The organism is Acinetobacter sp. SA01, assembly GCF_011319235.1.
In the GTDB taxonomy this organism is placed as follows: domain Bacteria; phylum Pseudomonadota; class Gammaproteobacteria; order Pseudomonadales; family Moraxellaceae; genus Acinetobacter.
The window spans coordinates 318,299-343,210 of record NZ_WXXM01000001.1; the positions used below are offsets into that span (position 1 = coordinate 318,299).

At 42.0% G+C, this 24,912-nt stretch carries 19 protein-coding genes; 9 read left to right on the plus strand and 10 right to left on the minus strand.

Translation table 11 applies throughout. The features are described from left to right. Positions 1-78: 78 nt before the first annotated feature. Positions 79-1,062, plus strand: a complete 984-nt coding sequence (locus GTU69_RS01650) for a lysophospholipid acyltransferase family protein (RefSeq protein WP_166167302.1) — start codon at positions 79-81, stop codon at positions 1,060-1,062. Here GTU69_RS01650 and GTU69_RS01655 read toward each other — a convergent pair. The 3 genes from GTU69_RS01655 to GTU69_RS01665 all read right to left on the minus strand — a co-directional run bounded on the left by GTU69_RS01655 (position 1,057) and on the right by GTU69_RS01665 (position 5,500). Continuing rightward, positions 1,057-3,504, minus strand: a complete 2,448-nt coding sequence (locus GTU69_RS01655) for a DNA internalization-related competence protein ComEC/Rec2 (protein WP_166167305.1) — start codon at positions 3,502-3,504, stop codon at positions 1,057-1,059. The genes GTU69_RS01650 and GTU69_RS01655 overlap by 6 nt on opposite strands. An 84-nt stretch (positions 3,505-3,588) precedes the next feature. Next, the gene (gene lolD / locus GTU69_RS01660) at positions 3,589-4,272 is read right to left on the minus strand and encodes a lipoprotein-releasing ABC transporter ATP-binding protein LolD (protein ID WP_086196199.1); all 684 of its coding nucleotides are present in this window, start codon (positions 4,270-4,272) and stop codon (positions 3,589-3,591) included. Then, positions 4,265-5,500 (minus strand): lipoprotein-releasing ABC transporter permease subunit, encoded by a 1,236-nt coding sequence (locus tag GTU69_RS01665; protein ID WP_086196200.1) that lies wholly within the window; start codon positions 5,498-5,500, stop codon positions 4,265-4,267. Before GTU69_RS01665 ends, lolD begins: the two co-directional genes overlap by 8 nt. 23 nt (positions 5,501-5,523) lie before the next feature. Between GTU69_RS01665 and GTU69_RS01670 the strand changes: the two genes are divergently transcribed. Further along, positions 5,524-6,093 (plus strand): PilZ domain-containing protein, encoded by a 570-nt coding sequence (locus GTU69_RS01670; RefSeq protein WP_086196201.1) that lies wholly within the window; start codon positions 5,524-5,526, stop codon positions 6,091-6,093. A gap of 4 nt (positions 6,094-6,097) precedes the next feature. On the opposite strand, the gene GTU69_RS01675 is transcribed toward GTU69_RS01670, so the two are convergent. Further along, a complete protein-coding gene (locus tag GTU69_RS01675) occupies positions 6,098-7,009 on the minus strand; it encodes an EamA family transporter (protein WP_166167308.1) in 912 nt (303 codons plus the stop codon). Positions 7,010-7,021: 12 nt separating this feature from the next. Continuing rightward, on the minus strand, positions 7,022-7,492 hold the full coding sequence (locus GTU69_RS01680; protein ID WP_166167311.1) for a YaiI/YqxD family protein: 471 nt from the start codon (positions 7,490-7,492) through the stop codon (positions 7,022-7,024). A 270-nt stretch (positions 7,493-7,762) separates the two neighbouring features. Between GTU69_RS01680 and GTU69_RS01685 the strand changes: the two genes are divergently transcribed. Beyond that, a complete protein-coding gene (locus GTU69_RS01685; protein WP_166167314.1) occupies positions 7,763-8,692 on the plus strand; it encodes a hypothetical protein in 930 nt (309 codons plus the stop codon). Between the two features lie 722 nt (positions 8,693-9,414). On the opposite strand, the gene serC is transcribed toward GTU69_RS01685, so the two are convergent. After that, entirely contained in the window at positions 9,415-10,494 is a 1,080-nt protein-coding gene (serC, locus tag GTU69_RS01690; RefSeq protein ID WP_086196205.1) for a 3-phosphoserine/phosphohydroxythreonine transaminase, read from the minus strand. Between the two features lie 351 nt (positions 10,495-10,845). Between serC and GTU69_RS01695 the strand changes: the two genes are divergently transcribed. From GTU69_RS01695 to gltP, 5 genes are all read left to right on the plus strand, one after another. After that, positions 10,846-12,336 (plus strand): TolC family protein, encoded by a 1,491-nt coding sequence (locus tag GTU69_RS01695; protein ID WP_166167317.1) that lies wholly within the window; start codon positions 10,846-10,848, stop codon positions 12,334-12,336. Between the two features lie 18 nt (positions 12,337-12,354). Further along, a complete protein-coding gene (locus GTU69_RS01700) occupies positions 12,355-13,533 on the plus strand; it encodes an efflux RND transporter periplasmic adaptor subunit (protein ID WP_166167320.1) in 1,179 nt (392 codons plus the stop codon). A 2-nt stretch (positions 13,534-13,535) separates the two neighbouring features. Beyond that, positions 13,536-14,666: an ABC transporter permease gene (locus tag GTU69_RS01705; RefSeq protein ID WP_166167323.1), complete on the plus strand. Its 1,131-nt coding sequence runs from the start codon at positions 13,536-13,538 to the stop codon at positions 14,664-14,666. After that, complete coding sequence (locus GTU69_RS01710) at positions 14,663-15,769, plus strand: ABC transporter permease (RefSeq protein ID WP_166167326.1); 1,107 nt, start codon at positions 14,663-14,665, stop codon at positions 15,767-15,769. The genes GTU69_RS01705 and GTU69_RS01710 overlap by 4 nt, the downstream gene beginning before the upstream one ends. Before the next feature lie 268 nt (positions 15,770-16,037). Further along, complete coding sequence (gltP, locus tag GTU69_RS01715; protein WP_166167329.1) at positions 16,038-17,333, plus strand: glutamate/aspartate:proton symporter GltP; 1,296 nt, start codon at positions 16,038-16,040, stop codon at positions 17,331-17,333. 579 nt (positions 17,334-17,912) lie between these two features. On the opposite strand, the gene gyrA is transcribed toward gltP, so the two are convergent. The 4 genes from gyrA to GTU69_RS01735 form a co-directional block, all read right to left on the minus strand. Further along, on the minus strand, positions 17,913-20,918 hold the full coding sequence (gene gyrA / locus GTU69_RS01720) for a DNA gyrase subunit A (RefSeq protein ID WP_166167332.1): 3,006 nt from the start codon (positions 20,916-20,918) through the stop codon (positions 17,913-17,915). 559 nt (positions 20,919-21,477) lie between these two features. Further along, positions 21,478-22,410 carry an FAD-binding protein gene (locus GTU69_RS01725; RefSeq protein WP_166167335.1) on the minus strand — a complete coding sequence of 311 codons (933 nt, stop codon included), beginning with the start codon at positions 22,408-22,410 and terminating at the stop codon, positions 21,478-21,480. Positions 22,411-22,428: 18 nt separating this feature from the next. Next, positions 22,429-23,181 carry an electron transfer flavoprotein subunit beta/FixA family protein gene (locus GTU69_RS01730; protein WP_166167339.1) on the minus strand — a complete coding sequence of 251 codons (753 nt, stop codon included), beginning with the start codon at positions 23,179-23,181 and terminating at the stop codon, positions 22,429-22,431. Positions 23,182-23,682: 501 nt separating this feature from the next. Beyond that, entirely contained in the window at positions 23,683-24,288 is a 606-nt protein-coding gene (locus GTU69_RS01735; protein WP_166167342.1) for a LysE family translocator, read from the minus strand. 113 nt (positions 24,289-24,401) lie between these two features. Between GTU69_RS01735 and GTU69_RS01740 the strand changes: the two genes are divergently transcribed. Beyond that, complete coding sequence (locus GTU69_RS01740; RefSeq protein ID WP_166167345.1) at positions 24,402-24,896, plus strand: Lrp/AsnC family transcriptional regulator; 495 nt, start codon at positions 24,402-24,404, stop codon at positions 24,894-24,896. Positions 24,897-24,912 lie beyond the last annotated feature (16 nt).

The following is a 24,912-nucleotide window of genomic DNA, read 5'->3' on the forward strand; positions in this document are numbered from 1 at the left end:
TTAAATCTGTCTAAATTATCTGTTTTCCCTTATAATAAATTTATCTTTTCCATTCCTGATGCAATTGACAATATAACAATGACCGATCGAAGCTCCCAGAATACAACTTATCGTCTTTTGCAATTTATTAGCCGACAACCTATTCAAATTTCTCGATTTATAGCGCGTGGTTTAGCTGGTCTGGTCAATACTCTTAAAATTTCCAAAACGTCAGAAACCATTCAATTGAATTTAAATATTGCGCTGCCTGAACTGAGCGATACAGAGCGGGAAAAAATTACGGCTCAAGCCATCCGTAATGAGCTGATCTCTTATTTTGAATTTTTCAGTATCTGGGGTTCAAGCAATGAGGCCAATCTGGCGCGCATTCATAAAGTGCATGGTAAGCAGCTGCTGCTGGATGCACTCGCAGCAAACAAAGGTGTGGTTTTAATTGTTCCGCATTTTGGTACCTGGGAAATCATGAATGCCTATATTGCCCAATTTACCAAAATGACCATCATGTATAAGCCAGTCAAAAATGAGGCGGCCGATCTGTTTGTGCGTAACGCGCGCAGTCGCGAACAGGCAACATTGGTACCCACCGATGAATCTGGAGTTCGCCAGATTTTTAAAGCCTTGAAACAGGGTGGAACAACGGTAATTTTGCCAGACCATACACCCAATGTTGGCGGTGAAATGATTCCTTATTTTGGACTGCCTTTGGCCACCAGTAATTTAAGTGCCAAACTGATTCAAAAAACCAAAGCCAAAACATTGTTTTTGTATGCACTGCGTAATGATGATCAGGGCTTTGATCTACATTTTGAAGCAATTGATGAACGCATTTATTCGGTTGATACCAATCAAGGCACAAGCATTATTTTTCAAGCCATTGAGAACCTGATCCGTCGTTATCCTGAACATTATCATTGGAGCTATAAACGCTTTAAAGCCAATCCTGAATTGGATGGACTGTATTATCTCAATAAAACAGAGGCCTTAGCACTGGTCGAAAAAGTCCGTGCTGAGACTGCAGCCCAAAATACAATGTTTCCAGTAGAAAATGATCAGGCCTTATGATTTAAGCTTTACTGCTGCACGTTTTAACCATAGCTTTTGTTCACGTGCATAATGTAATTGCATTTGTCCATTGGCCTGTCTGCTAAATTGAATGCTGCCCTGCTGTACTGTGCTCAATACAGGAATATCCAGCTGCTGTAAACGCTGTAGCGTCATTTTACTGGGATGCCCATAACGATTGTTAAAGCCAGCCGAAGCGATCACGATTTTCGGTTTTAATTGCTTTAAAAAAGCATAGGCCGAACTGTGCCGACTGCCATGATGCCCCAAAACCAACACATCAACCTTTAAGTCTGGATAATCCTGCAAAATTTGATATTCCGTTTGCCAACCGGCATCTCCCATGAGCAAAAAATTTCGATAGGGTTGGGCATTTTTCACCTGCACATAAACCACGCAGGACATTTCGTTTTGATCAGTTTTGGCATTTGCCAAATTCTCTGCTTTGGGTGATAACACGGTTATGTTCATCCCATCATTCCACGACCATTGCTGCCCTTGATGACAATAATCAAACTGGCTGCTATCGGGAATGGGAACTTGCTCATTTGAATAAACATACTTAATGGGTAAATCCTGTTTAATCGATGCATACGCCCCGCTATGATCCTGATCTAAATGTGTCAAAATCAGCTGATCCAATTGATCCACACCCTTCACTGATAAAAAGGGCAAAATAATTTGTTTGCCGATACTGAATTTAGCTTCATCATAATTTCCACCAGTATCAATCATCATGGTCCGGTCTTGATCGCGGATAAAAATTGCCTGTCCTTGTCCAACATCCAGTACGTTTAATTCGAATTGATTTTTACTGGCATCAAGACCAATTAAAGGAATAAAACACAATATGGACCAGGTTTTAGGTAACACAGCACGCGGTAAAAACAGGATTATCAAGCCCAGACATAAACTCAGCCACACGGCAAATGTCATCGCAATCGGCTGTAATGTCGGGGCAAACAGCACATCTAAAAGTTGCAATAACCACAGCAAAGCTGCAAGACACAGATCGTTGATTTGAAAAACCAGGCTACCCAAAGGTTCAGCAATGAAATAGCACAACGCTGCGATCACATCTAAGGGAACAATCACCAGACCAATCCATGGAATGGCGAATAAATTGCTCAATGGCGTAATCCATGCAATCTGTTTAAAAAACAGCATCATCAGTGGAAATAAGGCCAGAAATATTTTCCACTGCGATTCGATTAAAAGTTTTAATTGTATTTTTATATATTGAGTTTTGGTCTTTAGCTGATCCGCCCCCCTTTGCTGCAAGGTCTGGTAAATGCGTAGCAACACAAAGCATGCACCATAGGACAGCCAGAACGCAGCCGATAAAATACTAAAAGGATCAAAAATTAATAGAATAGAGGCACTAGAAAGCAAAATATTAAATGGCCGGACCTTTTGCTTGAATAATATAAATGCACTGATCAACAAGCAGCTCAACAGCGTTCTCAACGCTGGAATTTCAAAGCCGACAAATGCACAGTACAGTACTACGCTCGCGCAAAAAGGCCAGATCAGCAGATATTGCTTTGGCCATTTCAAATAGAGTTGTGGTCGATAATAACGGATCAGCTGATGTAGACTCCAACACAGCAGTACGGCAAAAATCAGCACATGTGGACCCGATATGGCCAGTAAATGGCTCATACCAAAGCGCTGAAACAGTTGCTCAGTTTCAAAATCAAGTAAACTTTTATCCCCGGTTAATAAAGCTAGCATCAAACCTTTATGCTGCACGGGCTGCTTATTGATAAAATATCGTAACTCCAAACGCTGCTGTTCAACCCAGAGTTGTAGCTGATTGGAAATCGAATGCTGTTGTCTGAGATATCGTCCATAGCCCAAAGCAGCTATCTGCTGTTCTGACAACTTTTCTATCGCAGATACTTTAAATCCAGACATGATATTTTGCTGGATATACCATTGCTCCTGATCAAAGACACCCTCGGTGGCATAGCTATGGGCCGGCAGGATTTGTCCCTGCAAACGGTAATATTGACCTAACTCAAGTACAGATTTGGAACCAGAATGCATTTCATTTTTTAAAAATGCCTGCCATTGCACGACTGCTGTATGGCGGTTCAGTACCTGAATTTTTTGCTGGATGGTCTGATCGCCTAATTCATTGATATGTTTAATATAGGCAATCACTTCAACCTGTTCAGTCTGCTGCTCTCGAAGCTGCAAACGCTCATTCAGTTGATGATCCGCATAGCTATAGCCGAGTGTGATCCCCAGACTTAGCCCTACAGAAAGCTGTAAAAATTTAAAAGATAGAGTATGAATCTGTTTGAAAACAGTCAGTTTTAAAAGAAGAGTCAGGATGAAAAGAGTGCTACAAGGAAGGAGTAAAGACTGCAATATCAGGAAGGTTTTTCCCATTGTGGCAATACCCAGCACCCAGCCGATACAGATGATTTGAATCATTGTGATTATAATTTTTTTATTTTAGGCAATATTAAAGCCCACCGCAGTGAGCTTCAATTGTTTTTTAAATTTATCGATCAGTGTCTAATCATCAATCCAGACACCGTCTTGCATGTGCAAAATCGAATCGGCAGTCTGGGCCAACTGTTCATCATGCGTCACAATCAGCATCGCCATATTGAACTCATCACGTAACTCACTGAGCAGTTCAAAAATTTTTACTGCCGTTTTACGGTCCAAATTCCCCGTCGGTTCATCCGCCAGCATCAGTTCCGGCTTTGCCACCAGTGCACGTGCCAAGGCTACACGCTGACGTTCACCACCAGACAGCTCACCCGGTTTATGCGTCATGCGATGTGACAGTCCAACCCGATTGAGCAAGTATTCAGCCTGTTCTTTAGACTGTTTATAGGTTGTTCCTGCGCGCAGCATCAGCGGCATGGCCACATTTTCCAACGCAGTAAATTCAGGCAACAGATGATGGAACTGATAGACAAAACCTAAATGCTGGTTACGTAAATAGCCCCGTTCAGCTTCACCTAAATTATCAAAGCGCTTACCATTTAAAAACACCTGTCCTTCTGTTGGACAGTCCAGCCCCCCCAACACATGTAACAAGGTACTTTTACCGGAACCACTGGAACCGACAATCGACACAAACTCGCCTTTTTTGACCTGCAGGGACAAGTTTTTAATCACTTCAACTGTGGTTTTGCCATCGGTAAAACTTTTCGAGATATTTTTCGCTTCGAGAACAAGATTACTCATAACGTAAAGCCTCTGCCGGTTGGGTTTTTGCAGCACGCAGTGCCGGATAAATCGTGGCAAGAAAACTTAAAATAAGTGACAAGCTCACAATCACCACGACATCTTGCCAGCGCAAATAAGACGGCAAGTAATTGATAAAATAGGCATCAAACAGGTTCAAACCAAATGCTGTATTTAACCAACCGATAAAGCCACTAATACTTGAAGCAAAGATAATCCCCAGAATAGCACCGGAAACCGTACCGATCACGCCAATAATGGTGCCCTGTACCATAAAAATCCGCGTGATGGTTGCAGGTGAAGCTCCCAGAGTACGCAGAATGGCAATGTCGGATTTCTTGTCGGTGACGACCATCACCAGTGAGGACACAATATTAAATACTGCCACCAGTACAATCAGGAACAGTAGCAAGCTGACCATGGCCTTTTCCATCTGAATGGCACTAAACAAATTACCGTGGGTAAAAGTCCAGTTCGATGCATAGAAATTGTTTGGCAGATCTTTGACAATATCATCCGCCACTTCTGGGGCAAGGAAAATATCATCCAGTTTTAAACGCACACCTTGAGCACCGTCCGGCAAACGCAATAAAGTGGATGCATCATTCAGGGCGATATAGCCCATCATGGAATCCACTTCTGCCCCAATACTGAAAATACCGACAATCTTGAAACGCTTGAAACGAGGCACCACCCCTGCAGGCGACGGTGTAGCTTCAGGTAGCACTAAAGTAATATTATCGTTTAATCCCAATCCCAGTGAATCGGTCATTTGTTTACCCAAAACAATGCCAAATTCACCTTTTTTCAGGCTATCAATACTCCCCGCAATCATGTGATTCTGGATAATTGACACTTTCTTTTCATATTCAGGTTCGATGCCCGTGACCATAATTCCGGCCACTTGCCCCTGTGCTGTCAGCATGCCCTGTAACTGGGTAAATGGCGCTACACCTTTGACATGCTCATGCTGTTCAACTTTCTTTGCAAGTTCTGGCCAATTTGTTAATATTTGTGTTGAAGAAACAGTAGCTTGAGGTATCATTCCCAATACACGGTTTTTCAGCTCGCGGTCAAAGCCATTCATTACAGACAAGACTGTAATTAACACGGCTACACCCAAGGTGAGACCGATCATAGACACCAAAGCAATAAAAGAAATAAAGTGGTTGCTACGCCGTGCACGAGTATATCTCAACCCGATGTACAGCGAGATTGGTTTAAACATACCATTTAGTCCGAGGAATAATTATGGAAAATTTACAGCATCAAAGCGGCAATATGGAACGCCGCGTTATGTCTCGTATCGATGCTGCTTTGCGAATTAATTATCAGATTATCTCTGATGATGTCGCACTTAATGACCCTTATGATCCTAACTTTGTGCTGCCCCGCTATTTTCTACTACTCGCAGAATTAGATCAATTTGATCATGCTGTAAACTACGAATTAGAACAATTAAATGAAAAAGATCAACAAATTGCTAGAATATTATCCTTATTCAACCAAAAATTAAACCTTATTACCGGCTCTTTATACGATGCAATTGTACAATCCATGTTACCAATCCCGGAACATGTCAATTTTTCCGAAACTGGTTTCAGTTTTTTTAGCGAGCACCCTATTCAGGAAGGCACTTATGTGCATGTGACCTTGAGCCACCCTGAAAATTTCTTCCATATTGCCGCAACCGCTCAGGTAGTCTATAGCCGTACAGAAGATAATGGCAAGTTCCGTACTGGTGCTTATTTCATTACCTTGCATCCACAAGACCGGGTAAAACTTGCCGAGTGTGTCAACCTCAGCAAAAATAAAGATTAGCGATTTAACTGCTGGACTTGATCTTGATGGCGAGATTCTGGCTCGCCTTAAGATCACGATAAAAATAAACAAACAGGCCAAACAATAAAATAAAGGCGCCAACAAAAACCATCACCGATAATTTTTCATTATTCAGCATCGCTCCAAACAACATGGCCAACATGGGTGTCAGCACCGTAGTCAACGATAAGGTGGTCGCCTTAATATTCTGTACCAGTTTGAAATAACAGAACATCGCCAGCAGTGAAGCCATAATCACTGCATAAAACAAACCGATCAATGCCTTGGTATTCGGGATATGATCTGGTGCATGCTGCCAGATCAACGGCAACATGCACAGTGCAAACAGGCTGGAGACCAGAATGGAACCCGTTGCTTGAGCCATGGGTTTCAGCGGTGCATTGACTTTTTTGACCCAGAAAATGGATGCGCAATATACAAAAACACTGATCAACATCAATCCTATGCCCATTGGCTGAACGTGATGGTCACTGCCACCCAGACAGATAATCCCCAGCCCCAATACTGCAATGCACATCCCCAGCCACTGCAAGCGATGCAAATGAACGTTAAAAGCAAAACGGCCAATCAATCCGGTCATAATCGGAGCCAGACCGAACATCAAGGCAATAATGCCTGAACTTAAATAGGCTGTGGCTAAATAGGTAAAAATTTGTGAACCAATAAAACTGCAGGCACCGGCAATATAACTATGCAGGGAGATTCCATTCAAAGGTAATCTGACTTTAAGAACGACCAGCAAGCCCAATGCTAAAGGCAGTGCAATAAAAAAGCGCAGTGCCAACGCCCACAAACTATGCAAGTCCGAAACACTCCAGACAATTGCCAGTGGCGTGGTTGCCCAGATAAATACCAATAAGGCATAGGTGGACATGATATTGGTTTTTGATGGCATGAGGAGCTCAAGTTAGACTGCAGTTTTACGTTTCTGTTTCTGAATGGTTTGATCCAGTGAACTGGAAAATTCGCGCTTGTCCCGTTCAGAAATTGGTGGTGGACCACCCGTATTAACACCTGCTCCGCGTAATGAATCCATGAAATCACGTAAATGCAGACGTGCTTTTACATTAGCCGTAGTATAGATTTCACCGCGAGGATGAATGGCAATTCCACCTTTTTCAATCACTTGAGCAGCCAATGGAATATCTTGGGTCATGACAATATCATGCTCTTTCATGCGCTCGATAATTTCTTTATCTGCAGCATCTGCGCCACTCATCACCTGAATGGAATTAATCCGTACTGACGGGGTAATCCCCACATTTTGATTCGCGACAAAAGTGACTTCCAGTTGATAACGGTCAGAAGCGCGAATGATTACATCACGCAGGATTTTAGGCAATGCATCGGCATCGACCCAAAGTTTAAATGGCAGCACACCACTTCCATAGTCAAAAAAGAATAGCCTGTAGTTTAGCAAATTCCATACGATAGGAGGATGGCTAAATTGATTCAGCTCATTTGCTGTTTTTAGATTTAACTCACATGGTCATGCTTTCCATGGCATACTTGCAGGCTTCATCACATCCAGATACAGGATTTTGAGTTTATTTTAACGACTTTAATGGTTAAATTTAGTCCCTTGACTTGAAATTTAACAATAACCCTCGATTTAATAGATAAATACAGCCCAACATCAATTGTGAATATGAAAAATCAAAATAGACCAGAACTGATCACCATTGAAGACCAGAACTTTGGCAGTCATGTCGAACATTGGAATCTGCTTACAGATCACCCATGTACCGATGTGCCCAAGTGGTTAGGCCTGGCACTTGATGCACCAGTGATGCCAATGGGTTTATGTAAAGAAGAAGCGGATATGGACGCGTCAGCCTGGCTTATTCAAGGACCTAAACAGGCAACCGTGCAAATGACCCAAGTCATTGCTGTTGAAAACAACAAGCCCCAAGCGGTCAAAACCGCCTTTCCAAGTTTTGAAAGTCCCTACAAAGTGAATGCCACCATTGAACGGATTATCACCTGTAAATCCAACACCCAGGCGGTACTGCGCTTGAATCTGGGGGCCAATACCATTGTCTATGCCTTTGACACACTGTATAGCGTCAATCATGACCAGTATGAAAAAGATCAACCCTATCTTGCGCAGCTCAATGCCTGGGCCTATGAACTAGAAGCCGTTTCAGATCATGAACAGCTGGTGGTGGATGATCCGGCCTCCATCAAACATCACCGTGCATTAAATGACATTCTGGCTGCCAATAACGGCGTGGCACCTGCCAATTTGCAGGAACAGATTGATGCCTGGGAGCCCAAATCGGAAGATGACAAAGAACCGGTGACTGTCGATTTTTCCAGAATGGTCGCCTATCTGTATGGCGAAAATATGGGGCAGGAAGATGAAGCCTGGTTCCAGGGCAATATTGTCGGAAAAACCTCGATGTCATTTATGGATCAGGACTATACGCTTTATGATGTCGCCTTAATTCATGATGAAAATCAGGCAGCCACCCTGATTCGTATTGCCACCAAGAATCCGGCTTATAAAGACTTTGCAATTGGTCAATTCATTCGTGGCAATTTATGGATTCAAGTGAATATTTACGCTAAAAAATAAATCTTCTAACAAGAGCAGCACCACAACAGGATTATCCTCTCAGGTTATGGTGCTGCTTTTTATTTTTTTAATACTCTTCTTTCATCATTATTCATTCACTCTTTATTTTTCTCCCTCTGGGAGAAATAAAAGGAATTTATGAAAGAAGTCTAAGTTTTATTATCTCTATCTACAGTGTGATTGAAATTTATCCACAAACCAACATTATATGGGTGGTTTTGAATTTAAATTAAAATAACTTATCCACAATTTTAAATTCAAAATTTTATTTTAAATAAACAGCACAGCTATTATATTTTTAGCCCTTACTTTTATGCCTGCTATCCAGCACAGCCCTGTAGTGGCAATCATCTGACAAGCCAGCTGATCTTCTGGCCAATAAAATAAATATTTTAATTACATATTTTTATTTAGTACTTTATTTAATCAATTTTTTATGATAAAAATAAAAACAAGCAATATAAATTAACGATAAATAAATCGGAATAGAGTTTCCATGAAAATCGTGCAAGAAGAAAATATACAAACAGTTGGCCATCAACTGACTAAACGATTCCAGTTAGACGGCATTTCATCCCTATTTTTTGTCTTGGGTATGTTTATGTCTGCCTATATTTTGCATCACTTTATTTTTTAAGCTTATTTTAACCACTTATTTTTTACCATGCTTATTTCAGCCAATAAAAAGCCCATCATGTGATGGGCTTTTTTAGCTTTAGCAATTAAGCATTGCGTTTGGCAAAGTCATCCATAAAGTTAACCAGAGCCTGTACGCCTTCTAATGGTACAGCATTGTAAATACTTGCACGCATACCACCCACTGAACGGTGACCTGCCAGGTTAAGCAAATGGTTCGCTTCAGCTTCTTTCAAAAATTGCTTTTCAAGCTCCGCTTTTGCCAAGGTAAACGGTACATTCATGATAGAACGGTTGGCTTCTGCAATCGGGTTGGCATAGAAATCACTGGCATCGATATAACCATACAGTAATTTGGCTTTTTCAAGGTTGACCTGATGCATGGCATCGACTCCGCCATTTTCAAGCAGCCATTCAAATACCAGACCAGATAGGTACCAGGCATAGGTAGATGGTGTGTTGACCATAGAACCGTTTTTCGCCTGATCTGAATATTTCAAAATGCTTGGAATTTCAGGTTTGGCCTGATCAAGTAAATCTTCGCGAATAATCACTAAAGTTAAGCCAGCAGGACCAATATTCTTTTGCGCACCTGCATAAATTAAACCAAACTTGGATACATCTAATGGCGCAGATAAAATGCTTGATGAAAAGTCACATACCAGTGGTTTATCTGTTTCAGGAATACCCGCAAACTGAAGGCCACCAATGGTTTCGTTGTCGGCATAATGTACATAAGCCGCATCATCAGACAAGTTCCAGCTGCTTTGTTCTGAAATGGCCAATTTACCGTTAATGCTTGTACCCGCTTCAACAACATTAATGTCGCCGTAGCGTTTTGCTTCTTTCAGCGCTTTTTCTGACCAGATTCCGGTATGAATATAATCAGCCTTGTTGTTTTTACCCAACAAGTTTAAAGGAATAGCAGAGAATTGCAGCGAAGCACCACCTTGCAAGAACAATACTTTATAGTTCTCAGGAATGTTCATCAGTTTGCGCAAATCTGCTTCTGCTTTTTCTGCCACAGCTACATAGTCACTGCTACGGTGACTCATTTCCATGATCGAAAGGCCTTTGCCATGCCAATCAAGCAATTCAGCCTGAGCTTTTTCTAAAACGGCAGTAGGTAATGCAGCAGGACCAGCACAGAAGTTGTACGCGCGCATGATTTTTCCTTTCAAAGTGAAACACAATAAAATGATGGCATTTAACCACAGATAGGCGTGGCTTGCAGTAAATTATCCTGAAAATATTTCAATGCTGTCGGACATTTAAAGTCAAAATCTCAATAAAGATTGATTTTAGCAACTCCTTTTTCACGACTTGGGACGTAGTTTAAAAGTGCAACTGCATCTTATTACTTCTCTTTTCAAATTCTGCTGTCATATCTTCGCATGAGCCATCTAATCACGTGATTGCTATACACATGCACATTAAACAAGACAACAACTTATTGATTAGACATACAATTAAATCTATGCCATATAATTGTTACAAAGAAATTGAGAATTTGAGTGATGTTATTGCGTTTACATGCACAACCAAAAAAAATTGCACTCCTCATACAACAAAATTTTCGTGTTGGCATTTGTACTGTTAGCCTGCTTTTTGCTTGTCCAGCCTTTGCCGAAAGCATCAGTTATGCACAGGCTGAACAGTCGATTTTAAAGGATTCCTATAGCACACAGGCCAATCAGGCTTTGCAACAATCTGCACAATTACAAGCTGAAGCGGTCAAGGGTTTAGGTCTGCCCCGGGTCGATTTAAATGTGCGTGCCTATGCCTTCCATAATGAAGTCGACCTTCCGCTTGATTCTTTTAAAAACAATCTGGAACAGACACTTTCTCAAGGTATCAATGATCGTATTAATCAAGAAAACCTTCCATCCACTATTTCTGATCCTTTAAAGCAAGGTCTGAATCAAACCATTCATAGCGGTATTGGGCTATTCCCCGACTCGGCCAACGTGATTCTGGAAGATCAAGTGATCCGCCCTACCGTTTCAGTGTTAATGCCTTTATATACCGGCGGCCTGACCTCCAGCACCAAGGAAATAGCTCATCTCAGGGCACAGCGTAGTCAATTGAATACTAAGCAACAGCAAGATGTACAACGCTTTGAACTGATTCAGGCTTACTTCAATACGCAACTGCAAAAGCAGCTTTTAGCCTCTAGCCAGTCCAATTTCAACTCCATGCAGACCCACTACAGCAATGCCTTAAAGCTGGAACACCAGGGTTTTATCAGCAAAGGGCAACGTATGCAGTTTGAAGTGGCAAAGAACAATGCCGAGCGTAGCGTGCAAAATGCAACGGCCAATTTCAGATCCAGGCTGTTTCAGCTTAATAACCTGTTACAGCGCAGCCAAATTACCGAACTGAGCACCCCGCTATTTGTCAATTCCAGCCAAAGTCAGAATCTGAATGCCCTATTAAAAAGCTATCCGGAACAATCTACACTGATCCAGAAAATGCAGATGGACACTCAGCTGGCCAATGCCAACGTCAAGGTACAAAGTGCTGCGAAAAAACCTAATTTGTTCGCCTTTGGCGAATACAGTCTGGATGAAAAGCAAAACTGGATTGTCGGTGTAGCGGCACGTTATAACCTGTTTTCAGGCGTTAACAACAACAAAAATATTCAGGCCGCAGAATTGCAACGTTATGCTTCTGAACTGATGACCGAACGCACCAAGCAGGAAGTCGAAAACATCATTTATAGCTCTTACAATGAAATGACCTCAGCCCAGCAAAGTCATCAACTACTGCAACAGAATGTTCAGGCTGCCCAGGAAAATCTGCGTATTCAAACTTTATCTTTTAAAGAAGATATGGGAACGGCCACCCAGGTGATTGATGCACAAAATAGCCTGAATGCTTTAAAAAGCGAGATGGCACTAAATGCCTATAAATATGTGATATCCCTGGCCACTTTGCTGCAAAGCCATGGCTCGATTGAACAGTTTCAAAACTATGTCAGTCAAAGCCATACCAATTATATTCGTTAATTTTTGATGGGGAACAGCATGACTCAAGATCAAAACAGGCCTGATCAAGATGTAGAAAATACCTCATTAGAAGGAACTTCTACCCCTACTTCAGCTCCAAGCCATCAACAAGACACTCAAACGGCCTCTGAACAGCACAGCAAGATAGATGATGGATTTTTCAGTTATTCAGAACAAGCGCAAGCGCCGGCCACTGAAAAGACAGGTTCAAAATCTTCAGCTACCATTAAAATGGTTGGTATCATCATACTGATCTTGCTTTTAGGTCTAATTGGCTTTGGGTTATGGAAAAGTTATCAGCCCAAGCAAGTGGAGCTACAAGGGCGGGTTGAAGCCGAAACCATCCATATCAGCACTAAGGTACCGAGCCGCATTGAAGAAATATATATTCACGATGGACAAAAAGTGCTTAAAGGTCAGTCACTGGTCCGCTTGTTTAGTCCGGAAGTGGAAGCTAAAAAGCAGCAGGCTCTGGCCAGCCTGCAATCTGCTTTAGCCTTGCAATCCACAGCGGATCGCGGTTCACAACAGGAAAATATCGACAGTCTATATGCCAACTGGCAAGCCATGAAAGCCCAGCAAGAATTGGCCCAAACCACCTATCAGCGTGGTGCCAAGCTGTTTAAGGAAGGGGTCATTTCACGCCAGCGCCGCGATGAAATGCAAGCTGCCGCACGATCTGCCGTACAAATGACCGAAGCGGCTTATCAGCAATATGCACGTGCCAAACGCGGCAGCACGCCAGAGCAGAAATCCTCCGCCGATGCACAGGTGGAAATTGCCAAAGCGGCTGTTGCGGAGGCCAATGCGCTGGAAGCTGAAACCAAATTACTTTCCCCGATCAATGGCACCATATCGAAAACTTATGGCAAGATATCTGAACTGGTGGCTATGGGCGTGCCCGTGGTGAGTATTATTCAGGATGATGAGCTCTGGGTCAGCCTGAATATTCGTGAAGATCAATATGCACAGGTCTATCAAACCAAATCGATTGAAGGCTTTATTCCTGCATTAAACAAGAAAGCTCTGTTCAAGATCAAAAAGATTGATGCCGAGGGAGAATTCGCCACCATTAAAACCACACGCCAAACCGGTGGCTATGATATTCGCAGTTTCAAGATTCAGCTCACCCCTGCCCAGCCGATTCAGGATTTAAAAGTCGGCATGAGCGTACTGTTTAAAGTGCAAGAGTCTTGATCATGCTGCATGGCATACTGCGTGAACTTGGTTATTTGCTCAAGCATAAGTGGGATTTATGCATGGTCACCTTGGCACCTGCCTTTGTGATTGTGCTGTTCGCAAGTATGTTTGCTCAAGGTAAACCCAGCCATCTGCCGATTGCCATTATTGACCAGGATCAGAGTGAACTGAGCCGTAATATTGAACACTCTGTCCGTCAGAACAACACCCTGAGCATCAGCACGATTTCCAGCAGTCAGGACGAAGTTGAACAGCTACTCAATCAAAATAAAATCTGGGGTTATATCACCATTCCAGAAGGTGCCGAACAACGACTGGTTCAAGCCAAGGATGCCCAGATCAGTATTGCCTATAACCAAAGTTATTTTAGTGTCGGTAATAGCATTTCATCGGCCATGCTGATCAGCACTTTGCAGGCACTGGCCGACTTTACTGGACACAGTTATTTGCAAAATCAGACTCCTTATTTGGACGCACCTACGCCGAATGTCAAAATTTCGCCGCTATTTAATCCCGGGCTAAGTTATGAATTGTATTTAGAACCGTACATGATCCCGGCGATTTTGCATTTATTGCTGTGTTGCTGCGTGGCTTTTGCCGTAGGACAAGAGTTGAAATTTGGCACGACAAAAATATGGACAACTGGGCAAAATGTCTTCTTAGCTTTGCTTTCCAAAAATATAACCTATGTGCTGATTTTCAGCTTTTGGACCTGGTTATGGATGTTCTGGCTGGTGGAAATTCGCGGCTGGTTTATACAGGGACAGCTCTGGCCTATTCTATTGGGACAATTTCTTCTCTATAGTGCATATGCCTTGATCAGCAGCAGCGTGGTTTTGGTCACACATAATCTGGCGAAAAGTTTTGGTTTTATTGCCGTGTATGGCGGGTCATCTTTAAGTTTTGCCGGGGTGACTTTACCGCTGAACAATGCACCCTTATTCACCCAGTTCTGGTCCAATATTATTCCCTATACGCCTTATGCCAAATTACAGACGGAACAATGGGTCATCGGCAGTCCTGTATCCATTTCACTGTTACCGCTTGCAGTTTTAGCCGTGTATTGCCTGTTTTATCTGGGCACAGCCTACTTCTTCCTTAAAAAATATCTAAAGGGAGTTCAGGCATGAAAACCCTTAAAAACTTTCTGCACTCTTATTTAAAAACATTTAAAGATATTGCTTCAAATAGCTCTATTTTCACCACGTTGGTACTCTCGGTATTTTTATACAGTTTCTTCTACCCGGCTGCCTATCAGGCAGAACATGCAGAATCTTTACCAATTGTGATTGTAGATGAAGAACAAAGCCCGGTAACGTCCCGCATTATTGGCGAAGTGGCTAAAAGCCCCAATGTTGAAATCCGTGCAGTGACTGGTACTTTTTCCGAAGCAAAACAGATGATCAAGCTGCAACAGGCAGACGGAATTTTACTGCTTCCAGATAACTTATCTGGCAGTCTGCGTCATGGTGAAGTGGGTGGCATCGGTTTATATTTAAGTGCCGCCAATTTCTTAAAAACCCAGAAGATCGGTTTGGGACTGGCTGCATCGGTTGAACATGCGCTGGTTGAACAAGCCGAAAAATTTCAGCATATTTCTGAATTTGCTCCGGCGCTGTCGATCCATCAAATTCCCTTGTTCAATACCCTGTCTGGCTATGGCAGTTATATTTTTCCGGCCGTTGCACCATTGATTATCCATCAAACCATTTTGCTGGGTCTGTGCATGTTAATTGCGACTTATCGTGAAAAGCACTGGACACCGAGTCGAACCGAATTCTGGGCATTATTCAGTGCCATTTTGACCATTGGTTTTCTGGGCTGTTTATATTTATTTGGATTTACTTTTTGGCTGAATGACTATCCAAGGGGTGGTAACTTCTGGGGCATGCTCATTGCGGTCCCAATATTTCTGAGCTGCGTGATTGGCCTCAGCATGCTGATCGCCTCTTTTCTGGATATGCCGGAACGTGCAGGTCACGTGATTGTATTTAACTCTATTCCGCTGTTCTTACTTTCAGGTACGGCGTGGCCGCATGCCGCAATGCCGGAATGGATGCAGTGGCTAGGCCAAGCGCTACCTTCCACCCAAGGCATACAGATGTTTATTCAATTGAACCAGATGGGAGTGCCTACCCAGCTGGTCATTCCAAAAATGATTTATCTGGCAACCTTTGCCGGCATTTGTCTGGTTTGGGCATATTTTCGCCTGATCCGATCTGCTAAAAAGTAAGATTTTAGCTATGAACTCATAAGATTATTAAATAAAACTTTACCATTTGGTTATTTTTAATACCAAAATTGATCTTTTTTTGATCTTTTGAATCAATTATGAAGAAAAAAGTTAGATTGAATATACTAATCGATGCAAAATAGCCCCCTGTTCATATTTCATGAATTTTTTTTATATTATTCATTCCCACGCTCCCCGTAACATGCCGATGTGAGATCGACAGTGTTATAGCAGCTTTTTTATTGAAATTTGATTTTAAGGGCTTAGCATGAAAAAGATTAAGATTAGTCTTGCTTGGCAAATCGTCATTGCGCTCATTTTAGGTGTGCTTGTAGGCTCTTTTCTACACTATTCTCCCGAATATCGTGAAACTCTGATTAATAATCTGCTGAGCCCTTTGGGCGCAATCTTTATTAGTTTGATTAAGATGATTGTCATTCCACTTGTACTTTCAATGCTGATTTTAGGTATTGCCAATGCAAGTCATGGTCAAAACTTGGGTAAACTGGGTTTCAAAACTATTGTTTATTTTGAAATTATTACCACGGTTGCGATTATTGTCGGCATAGTTGCTGCAAATGTATTCCAGCCAGGTGCCGGTATTGACATGTCGAGTTTGACCCAAACAGATATCTCTAAATATCAGCAAACCACCCAGGAAGTGAGTAGTCACTCGCATGGTCTGGTCAATACCATTTTATCTTTAATCCCGTCTAATATTTTTGGATCACTGACCGATGGGCATATGTTGCCAATCATCTTCTTCTCCGTGATCTTCGGTATTGGTTTGGGATCTTTAGCGAAAGAAACCAAAAAACCACTGATTGATGTGTTGCATGCGGTTGCTGAAACCATGTTCAAAGTCACCCATATGATCATGCTTTTTGCACCTTTCGGTGTATTTGGCCTGATTGCGGCGACTGTTGCGAACTTCGGCTTTAGCTCACTGCTTCCGTTAGTCAAATTGGCATTATTGGTTTATGGTGCTATTTTCTTCTTCATCTTTGTCATTTTAGGACTTGTTGCCAAATTCTGTGGTTTCAGTATTTGGGAAATTATTAAAATTCTAAAAGATGAGCTGATTCTGTCTTATTCAACTGCAAGTTCCGAGACAGTATTACCGCGCCTGATGGAAAAAATGGAAGCCTATGGTGCACCGAAATCCATTACCAGTTTTGTGATTCCAATCGGTTATTCATTTAACCTGGATGGTTCGACCTTATATCAAAGTATTGCAGCCATCTTTATTGCGCAGCTTTACGGTATTGATTTAAGCATGACCCAGCAAATCATTCTGGTGTTAACCTTGATGATTACTTCTAAAGGTATTGCCGGTGTGCCTGGCGTATCTTTCGTTGTATTGTTGGCAACCTTGGGTAGTGTGGGTATTCCGCTTGAAGGCTTGGCATTTATTGCCGGTATTGACCGTATTCTGGATATGGCTCGTACTGTATTAAATGTGATTGGTAACTCGTTGGCTGTTCTTGTGATCAGTAAATGGGAAGGTCAGTTCGATGCTGAAAAGCAAAAAAATTATGCTGTTGAATTAAAAGAAGCTGCATAATTTATAAATCAAAAAAGGAAGCTTCGGCTTCCTTTTTTATTTCTTAAATATCTTTTAAATCTAATTCTTTAGATAACTTGCATAAGTCAAAAAATTATTTATAGGCTCTTTTAAAAATCAGCATTGCCTCATTTGATTGATTCAATTTTTATGCCTTTGCGTAGGCATTACCTCTACTTTTGAAAGGTCAAAAGTAGACAAAAACCTTTTGTTTCCCATACATGACATCCTTGTCATGATGGGAAACGTGTGGCATCCATGCCACACTCATGACTCCAATAATGAAAGAAGTCTTTTAATCCTGCGACTTACCTTTAAGAATATCAATTAATCTAATTTTGACTCATTGAATCAAATAGCTTATGTAAATCCTAGCTATTGGCTTTTATTATTGTTTTTAAGAATAATGAATCATGCTCTCCTAAAACCATTAAAATCACCTATTCAGAAATTAATTTTTTAAAAATCCAAACATTCTTATTCTAAGTAATAATTATTAGTGGTAAGGAAAACATCCTGCTAACAAATCATAAGCATAAAAAAAGAGCGCCTAAGCGCCCTTCTTTTTGATATCAAAACTTAGTCTTCAGAATCTCTTAAATCCGATTCAGTATCAGCTTCGTCAGCAATGGTTTCATCATCCACCAAAGTTTCAGAATCAATTAAAGCTGTAGAGGCAACAACTTCTTCGCCTTCCACTGCTTCAATAAATTCATCTTCTTCTACAGCTTCAACCGAAACTACGCCTACAAGTAACTCGTCATTACCTAAACGGATCAAACGTACACCTTGTGCGTTACGACCAGTTTGAGCAACTTCAGAAGCACGGGTACGTACCAAAGTACCACCATCAGAAATCAACATCAGTTCTTTAGAGGCATCAATCGCAACTGCACCCACCAACTGACCGTTACGTTCAGAGGTCTTGATCGCAATCACACCCTTACCACCACGTTTCTTGGTTGGGAAGTCATCTACAGGGGTACGTTTACCGTAGCCATTTTCAGATGCACACAGTACTTCACCCGTTTCAGGGACAACCACCAGTGAAACAATACGGCTGATTAAGGCTGAATCTGAACTATCTTCGTCATCTGACTCGATATCGGCATCTTCGGCATCTTCAACTTGCGCTGCACCAATGGTCACACGCATACCGCGTACACCTTTGGCTGAACGTCCCATTGAACGCACATCAGTTTCAGCAAAACGGATCGCTTTACCTTCATTCGAGAACAACATAATTTGCTGTTCGCCATCGGTAATCGCAACACCAATCAAGGTATCATCGCCAGTGAGTTCAATGGCACGTAAACCATTTGAACGAACATTACTGAACTGTTCAAGTTCTACACGCTTGATCGTACCGTACTCGGTCGCCATAAACACATAGAAATTTTTACGTACCGCTTCGGCTTGCTGCGCAAAGTCGACAATGATTTCATCATCCAGATCGCTTGCTGAAAGCTCAACACCCAATTGCTTCAATTGAACACGTAATGCATCAGACAAGTCATCTGCACCATCTTCAAGTTCAGCAAGTGCCGCTTCCAGTTCAGCATAATGTGAATTGATGATTTCATTTTCTTGCAGTTTCGCAGCATTGGCTTTTACAAATGCCTTGAAATCTGCCAGACGTTCTTTGAATTTCTTCGGTGCATCAATCACCGGAAGAATTGCAGTAATGGTTTCGTTGGCATCAAGCGGTAACAGGTTCACCATTGGGCGACCTTTAGCACCACGCGAAGCTTGCGGTACTTCAAATACTTTCAGACGATAAACTTTACCGACATCGGTGAAGCAAAGTACCGTTGCATGGTTCGATGTCACAATCAGATGCTGGATGTAATCATCTTCTTTCATTGAGGTCGCAGACTTACCACGACCACCACGACGCTGCGCAGCATAGTCAGAAAGTGGCTGGGTTTTCGCATAACCGGTTTTAGAAACGGTCAAGACCACCTGTTCTTCAGGAATCAAATCTTCGCGAGAGAAATCAATACGTGATTCAACAATCGCGGTACGACGTGCATCGCCATATTGTTGCAGGATTAACGCCAATTCTTCTTTAATCACTGCCATCAATAAATTGAAATCGTTCAAAATTGCAGTTAATTCAGCAATTTGACCCAAAATTTCAGAATATTCAGCATGTAACTTGTCTTGTTCCAGACCAGTTAAGCGGTGTAAACGTAGTTCAAGAATTGCACCAACCTGTGCTGGAGATAAACGGTAAACATTACCATCTAAACCGAATCGACGGTTTGGATCTTCACCTTCAATCTCATCAGGACGTACAGAAACCGACCCCGCTTTTTCCAGCAAGGCAACTACGCCACCCGCAGCCCATTCACCCGCCTGTAAACGCTCGCGCGCTTCGCCCGGGTTGGCAGAGGTCTTGATGGTTTCAATAATCGCATCGATGTTTGCGAGTGCAACGGTCAAGCCTTCCAGGATATGGCCACGTTCACGCGCTTTACGCAGTTCGAACATGGTACGGCGAGTCACCACTTCTTGGCGGTGACGGATGAACGCAGCAATGATGTCTTTCAGGTTCATCAACTTCGGCTGGCCGTTGTCTAGGCAGACCATGTTGATGCTGAATGAATTTTCTAACTGGGTATTCAGGAACAGGTTATTGACAATCACTTCAGCGTTTTCACCACGCTTCAGGTCAATGGCAATACGCATCCCTTCTTTATCGGATTCATCACGAAGCTCAGAAATCCCTTCCAGTTTCTTCTCTTTGACCAATTCAGCAATACGTTCAATGGTTTTTGCTTTATTGACCTGATAAGGAATTTCAGTGAATACGATGGTGTTACGGCCAGTCTTCTGATCTTCTTCAATGTGATATTTACCACGAATATGAAGACGACCTTTACCTGTACGGTAAGCATCGACAATGCCGGATTTACCGTAAATGATACCGCCTGTAGGGAAATCTGGACCAGAGATATGTTCCATCAAGCCTTCAATGGAAATATTCGGGTTTTCCGCATAGGCCAAACATGCATTGATCACTTCTGTCATGTTGTGTGGTGCCATATTGGTCGCCATACCTACTGCAATACCGGTTACACCGTTAATCAGCAAGTTAGGAACACGTGTAGGCATGACTTGTGGAATGCGTTCAGAACCGTCGTAGTTGTCTTCCCACTCGACTGTGTCTTTTTCTAGATCGGCCAAAAGCTCATGGGTCAGCTTACGCATACGCACTTCGGTATAACGCATTGCTGCTGCACTATCGCCATCAACAGAACCGAAGTTACCTTGACCATCTACCAGTTGATAACGCAGGCTAAAGTCTTGCGCCATACGAACAATGGTTTCATAAACAGCAGAGTCACCATGTGGGTGATATTTACCGATCACGTCACCGACGACACGGGCTGACTTTTTGTATGCTTTATTGTAGTCATTGCCCAATTCGTGCATAGCGAAAAGCACACGACGATGAACAGGCTTTAAGCCATCTCTCACGTCAGGTAATGCACGAGAAACAATAACACTCATGGCATAGTCGAGATATGAGCTTTTGAGTTCATCCTCAATGGCAATCGGTCGGATTTCCGATACGCTCATGCATACTCCTTATTACAAACAACCGTTCAGACTGTTCGTTTTATATAATCAATCTAGCAAAAAATTAACTCAAAATAAGCTGAGTTAAAATCTAAATACAGCCGTAAATTATAGCATAAATTCTGTTGTTTTTGTGCCATATCTCTTATCTTAATCTTGTTAATTTTCTATAATTTATCGTTTATTTTTTAGGCACTTTCATTTGTCGGGATTTTATGTGACTTCGTTCATTTTATTCAGTGTCTAGCTGCAAATTTTGCTGCTAAATGTTCAGGCAGCTTATTCAGTTAAACTGGTCTTTTTTTCCTTTAAAAAAGATATCAATCAATTAAATTTACTCTCTACCCTAAGCATACAAACGCATGAAAGCTGAATCATCATTTTAAGGTCATACAGACAGTCATCTGCTGGAGACTCCTTGGGATAGCTGGCATATTTACACCTTAGAAATAAAAGGGATTAATAAAATCCAGCCACAAAAAAACGCCCCTGAGCAAAAAAGAAAAGCATTGCTTTCACTGCTGCAACAAGAGCGTTATTTTTGAACGGTGTTCAGAAATTAGATTTTAGAAACCAATTCCGGAACTACAGTGTTCAAGTCACCCACTAACCAGTAGTCAGCTACTGTGTTAATTGGCGCTTCTTCATCCTTGTTGATCGCAACGATCACTTTAGACTCTTTCATACCCGCCAAGTGCTGGATTGCACCAGAAATACCAACAGCGATGTATAGCTCAGGCGCAACGATTTTACCCGTTTGACCAACCTGCATGTCGTTAGGAACGAAGCCAGCATCTACTGCAGCACGTGAAGCACCTTGAGCAGCGCCAAGTTTATCCGCTAATGGATCCAGGATTTTGTGATAGTTTTCACCTGAACCCACACCACGACCACCAGAAACCACGATGCGTGCAGCGGTTAATTCTGGACGTTCAGATTTCACAATTTCTTCTGAGATGAATTTAGAAAGACCCGCATCACCAGTAGACGCAGCAGCTTCAACGCTAGCCGCACCACCCTCACTTGCTACAGCATCAAATGCCGTACCACGAACAGTCGCAACAACGATAGATTCACCAGACTCTACGGTTGCAATTGCGTTACCTGCATAGATTGGACGTTTGAAAGTTTTAGGACCTTCGACAGCGATAATGTCAGTGATCATGCTCACATCAAGAAGTGCAGCTGCACGAGGCAGAATGTTTTTACCCGTTGTGGTAGAAGCAGCAAGGATATGGGTATAGCCTTTGCCCAATTCAGCAACAAGTTTAGCCACATTTTCAGCCAACTGGTTTGCATAAGCAGCGTCGTCAGCAAGTAATACTTTGCTTACACCTGCAACTTTAGCTGCCTGGTCAGCAACAGCTTGCGCGTTCGAGCCAGCTACCAATACAGTGATATCACCACCGATTTTTTGCGCCGCAGCAACAACGTTTAAAGTAGCAGCGTTTAATGCTTTGTTGTCGTGCTCAGCGATAACTAAAATACTCATGATTTTTATCCTTCTGTATTAGATCACTTTCGCTTCATTTTTCAATTTTTCTACAAGCTCGTCTACAGACTTCACTTGTACGCCCGCTTTACGTTCAGCAGGAGCTTCAACTTTCACTGTTTTCAGTTTAGTTGTCGCAGTTACACCGAAATCTGCAGGAGACTTGGTATCCAGCGGTTTTTTACGCGCTTTCATGATGTTTGGCAGAGCTGCATAACGTGGCTCGTTCAAACGTAAGTCAGTGGTGATAATTGCTGGAAGTGCAAGTTCAACAGTTTGTAGGCCACCGTCGATTTCACGAGTGACTTGTACTTTGTCGCCTTCAACTTTCACTTCTGAAGCGAATGTACCTTGACCTGCGCCAAGTAGAGCACCAAGCATCTGACCAACCTGGTTAGAGTCGTCATCAATGGCCTGTTTACCAAGAAGGATTAATTGTGGTTGTTCAGCGTCAACAACACCTTTCAGGATTTTAGCCACTTCCAAAGCACCGAGCTGACTGTCATCAGCTTCAACCAGGATACCGCGGTCAGCACCAAGTGCCATTGAAGAACGGATTTGTTCTTGCGCTTCTTTAGGACCGATAGCAACAACAACGATTTCTGAAACAGTTCCTTTTTCTTTTAAACGAACCGCTTCTTCCACTGCGATTTCACAGAATGGGTTAATTGACATTTTAACGTTTGTTAAGTCAACACCACTGTTGTCCGGTTTAACGCGAACTTTAACGTTGGCATCAACCACACGTTTTACAGCAACAAGAGCCTTCATGTAATCCTCGGCTGTTTTAGCAAATGTAAATATTGAGAAAAGTTATAATAACTCTTCACTTAAATTTTTTTAGGTGCCCTATCTTGCAATGTGTACGGCATTTGGGTCAAGTCACAATTATCGAAACAGCTGTAAAAAAGCATCATTTTCCTTGAACTTGGCGTTCATATTTTTTTCACACACTTTTATTAAGATGAAATTCCTGAATATTTATTTATTTTTTAAGCATTGATTTTTAGTATTTTTTTATCTGATTAACTTCATCAAAAGTTCTGATTTAATGCTTGTTTTCGATCAGTTTCTGGCGAGTCTGGCACACATAGCCGACAGAACAGCCAAAGTAATGAATTGTCATTTAAGACAGATTCCGCTAAATTTTTCAGTCTGTTTGCCCTAAAATTGAGCTATTTTTTAAGTTAAATATGTAACAAATTACCTTTTCGGCTCAACACCCTTCCATACAGGCAAGCACGCCATAAAAGCATACTTGCTTGACATTTATCAGTTCATGATCAGCCAGGTTGCAGCCAGCATTAACAAGCCACCTGAAGCGCCATCAATCCATTTCTGTTTACGCTCATCAATATGGGTTTTTTGGGTCACTTTGGCAAAAATCACACTCAAACTGCCATATACCACAAAGATGAGTCCAATAAAGATCAAGGACAGGATTAAACCCTGATTCACCATGTTCCCAGCTTTATCAATAAATTGCGGTAAAATTGCAAAATAGATCAGCATACCTTTGGGGTTCAATAGCGCAGTAAAGAAACCTTTTTTAATGGGACTGGATGATGATTTTCTCTCGATGATGAATTTATTGTGACTGAACACCGACTTAATCAAACTCGCAGACAGAAACAATAGATAAGCGATCCCGAGCCAGCGAATACTTTCAAATAACACCGGGAACGAGACTATAAGGGCTGCAATGCCCAAAGCCATCAAAACAGAGTGGACCAAATAGCCCAGACAAATCCCTACAGTTGCCAGCATGCCTGCTTTTGCATCTTTCCCTATCACTTGAGACAGGATAAACAGCATATCTGGTCCAGGGGTGAAAATAAGTGGAATAACCGTTAAGGCAAACAGTACCAATACAGACATTTTCTTTTCCCTTTCCATGTCTTGAAAGTGAAAATCAGTATCGAACAAATAGTACAAAATAGGATTTCAAATATTCTATAATTATGATTATCTTTCAAATTATATTCTAATTTATGAAACTATCTTCTAAATCTGTTTCAGTAAAGCTGGATCGTATTGATAAAAATATCATTCGTGCCTTGCAGAATAATGGCCGTATGCAAAATAACGATCTAGCCCGTGAAATTGGACTGTCGCCATCATCGTGTCTGCGTCGGGTGAAATTACTGGAAGAAGCAGGCGTAATTCAAAATTACACCACAGTGGTAGACCCGCAAAAAGTTGGCTTGCAGCTGATTTTGTTTTCACGCATCTGGCTGGTAGGTCAGGATGCCGAGACGATTGACTGCTTTATTGAAGCGATGAAAGAGCTTCCTCAAGTGATGGAATGCTATATTATTTTGGGGGAATGTGATGCCATGCTGAAAGTGGTCGTGCCCGACCTGGAAAGTTACCGTAAATTTCAGTCGGCGCATCTCACCAAGAAAAACGGCATAACCAGTGTAAAAACGGATTTACCCAGTCAGATTATTAAACAGAGTTTCCAGTTACCGCTCGATAATCTTTAGGCACATTCATAATTTT

Bases quoted from the DNA above. Each gene is read 5' to 3' on its own strand.
- GTU69_RS01670 (WP_086196201.1), top strand. From the start codon at position 5,524: ATGGAAAATTTACAGCATCAAAGCGGCAATATGGAACGCCGCGTTATG.
- GTU69_RS01710 (WP_166167326.1), top strand. From the start codon at position 14,663: ATGAAAACCCTTAAAAACTTTCTGCACTCTTATTTAAAAACATTTAAA.
- GTU69_RS01675 (WP_166167308.1), bottom strand. From the start codon at position 7,009: ATGCCATCAAAAACCAATATCATGTCCACCTATGCCTTATTGGTATTT.
- GTU69_RS01735 (WP_166167342.1), bottom strand. From the start codon at position 24,288: ATGTCTGTATTGGTACTGTTTGCCTTAACGGTTATTCCACTTATTTTC.
- GTU69_RS01650 (WP_166167302.1), top strand. From the start codon at position 79: ATGACCGATCGAAGCTCCCAGAATACAACTTATCGTCTTTTGCAATTT.
- gltP (WP_166167329.1), top strand. From the start codon at position 16,038: ATGAAAAAGATTAAGATTAGTCTTGCTTGGCAAATCGTCATTGCGCTC.
- gyrA (WP_166167332.1), bottom strand. From the start codon at position 20,918: ATGAGCGTATCGGAAATCCGACCGATTGCCATTGAGGATGAACTCAAA.
- GTU69_RS01730 (WP_166167339.1), bottom strand. From the start codon at position 23,181: ATGAAGGCTCTTGTTGCTGTAAAACGTGTGGTTGATGCCAACGTTAAA.
- GTU69_RS01695 (WP_166167317.1), top strand. From the start codon at position 10,846: ATGTTATTGCGTTTACATGCACAACCAAAAAAAATTGCACTCCTCATA.
- GTU69_RS01655 (WP_166167305.1), bottom strand. From the start codon at position 3,504: ATGATTCAAATCATCTGTATCGGCTGGGTGCTGGGTATTGCCACAATG.
- GTU69_RS01705 (WP_166167323.1), top strand. From the start codon at position 13,536: ATGCTGCATGGCATACTGCGTGAACTTGGTTATTTGCTCAAGCATAAG.
- GTU69_RS01725 (WP_166167335.1), bottom strand. From the start codon at position 22,410: ATGAGTATTTTAGTTATCGCTGAGCACGACAACAAAGCATTAAACGCT.
- GTU69_RS01665 (WP_086196200.1), bottom strand. From the start codon at position 5,500: ATGTTTAAACCAATCTCGCTGTACATCGGGTTGAGATATACTCGTGCA.
- serC (WP_086196205.1), bottom strand. From the start codon at position 10,494: ATGCGCGCGTACAACTTCTGTGCTGGTCCTGCTGCATTACCTACTGCC.
- GTU69_RS01700 (WP_166167320.1), top strand. From the start codon at position 12,355: ATGACTCAAGATCAAAACAGGCCTGATCAAGATGTAGAAAATACCTCA.
- GTU69_RS01740 (WP_166167345.1), top strand. From the start codon at position 24,402: ATGAAACTATCTTCTAAATCTGTTTCAGTAAAGCTGGATCGTATTGAT.
- lolD (WP_086196199.1), bottom strand. From the start codon at position 4,272: ATGAGTAATCTTGTTCTCGAAGCGAAAAATATCTCGAAAAGTTTTACC.
- GTU69_RS01685 (WP_166167314.1), top strand. From the start codon at position 7,763: ATGAAAAATCAAAATAGACCAGAACTGATCACCATTGAAGACCAGAAC.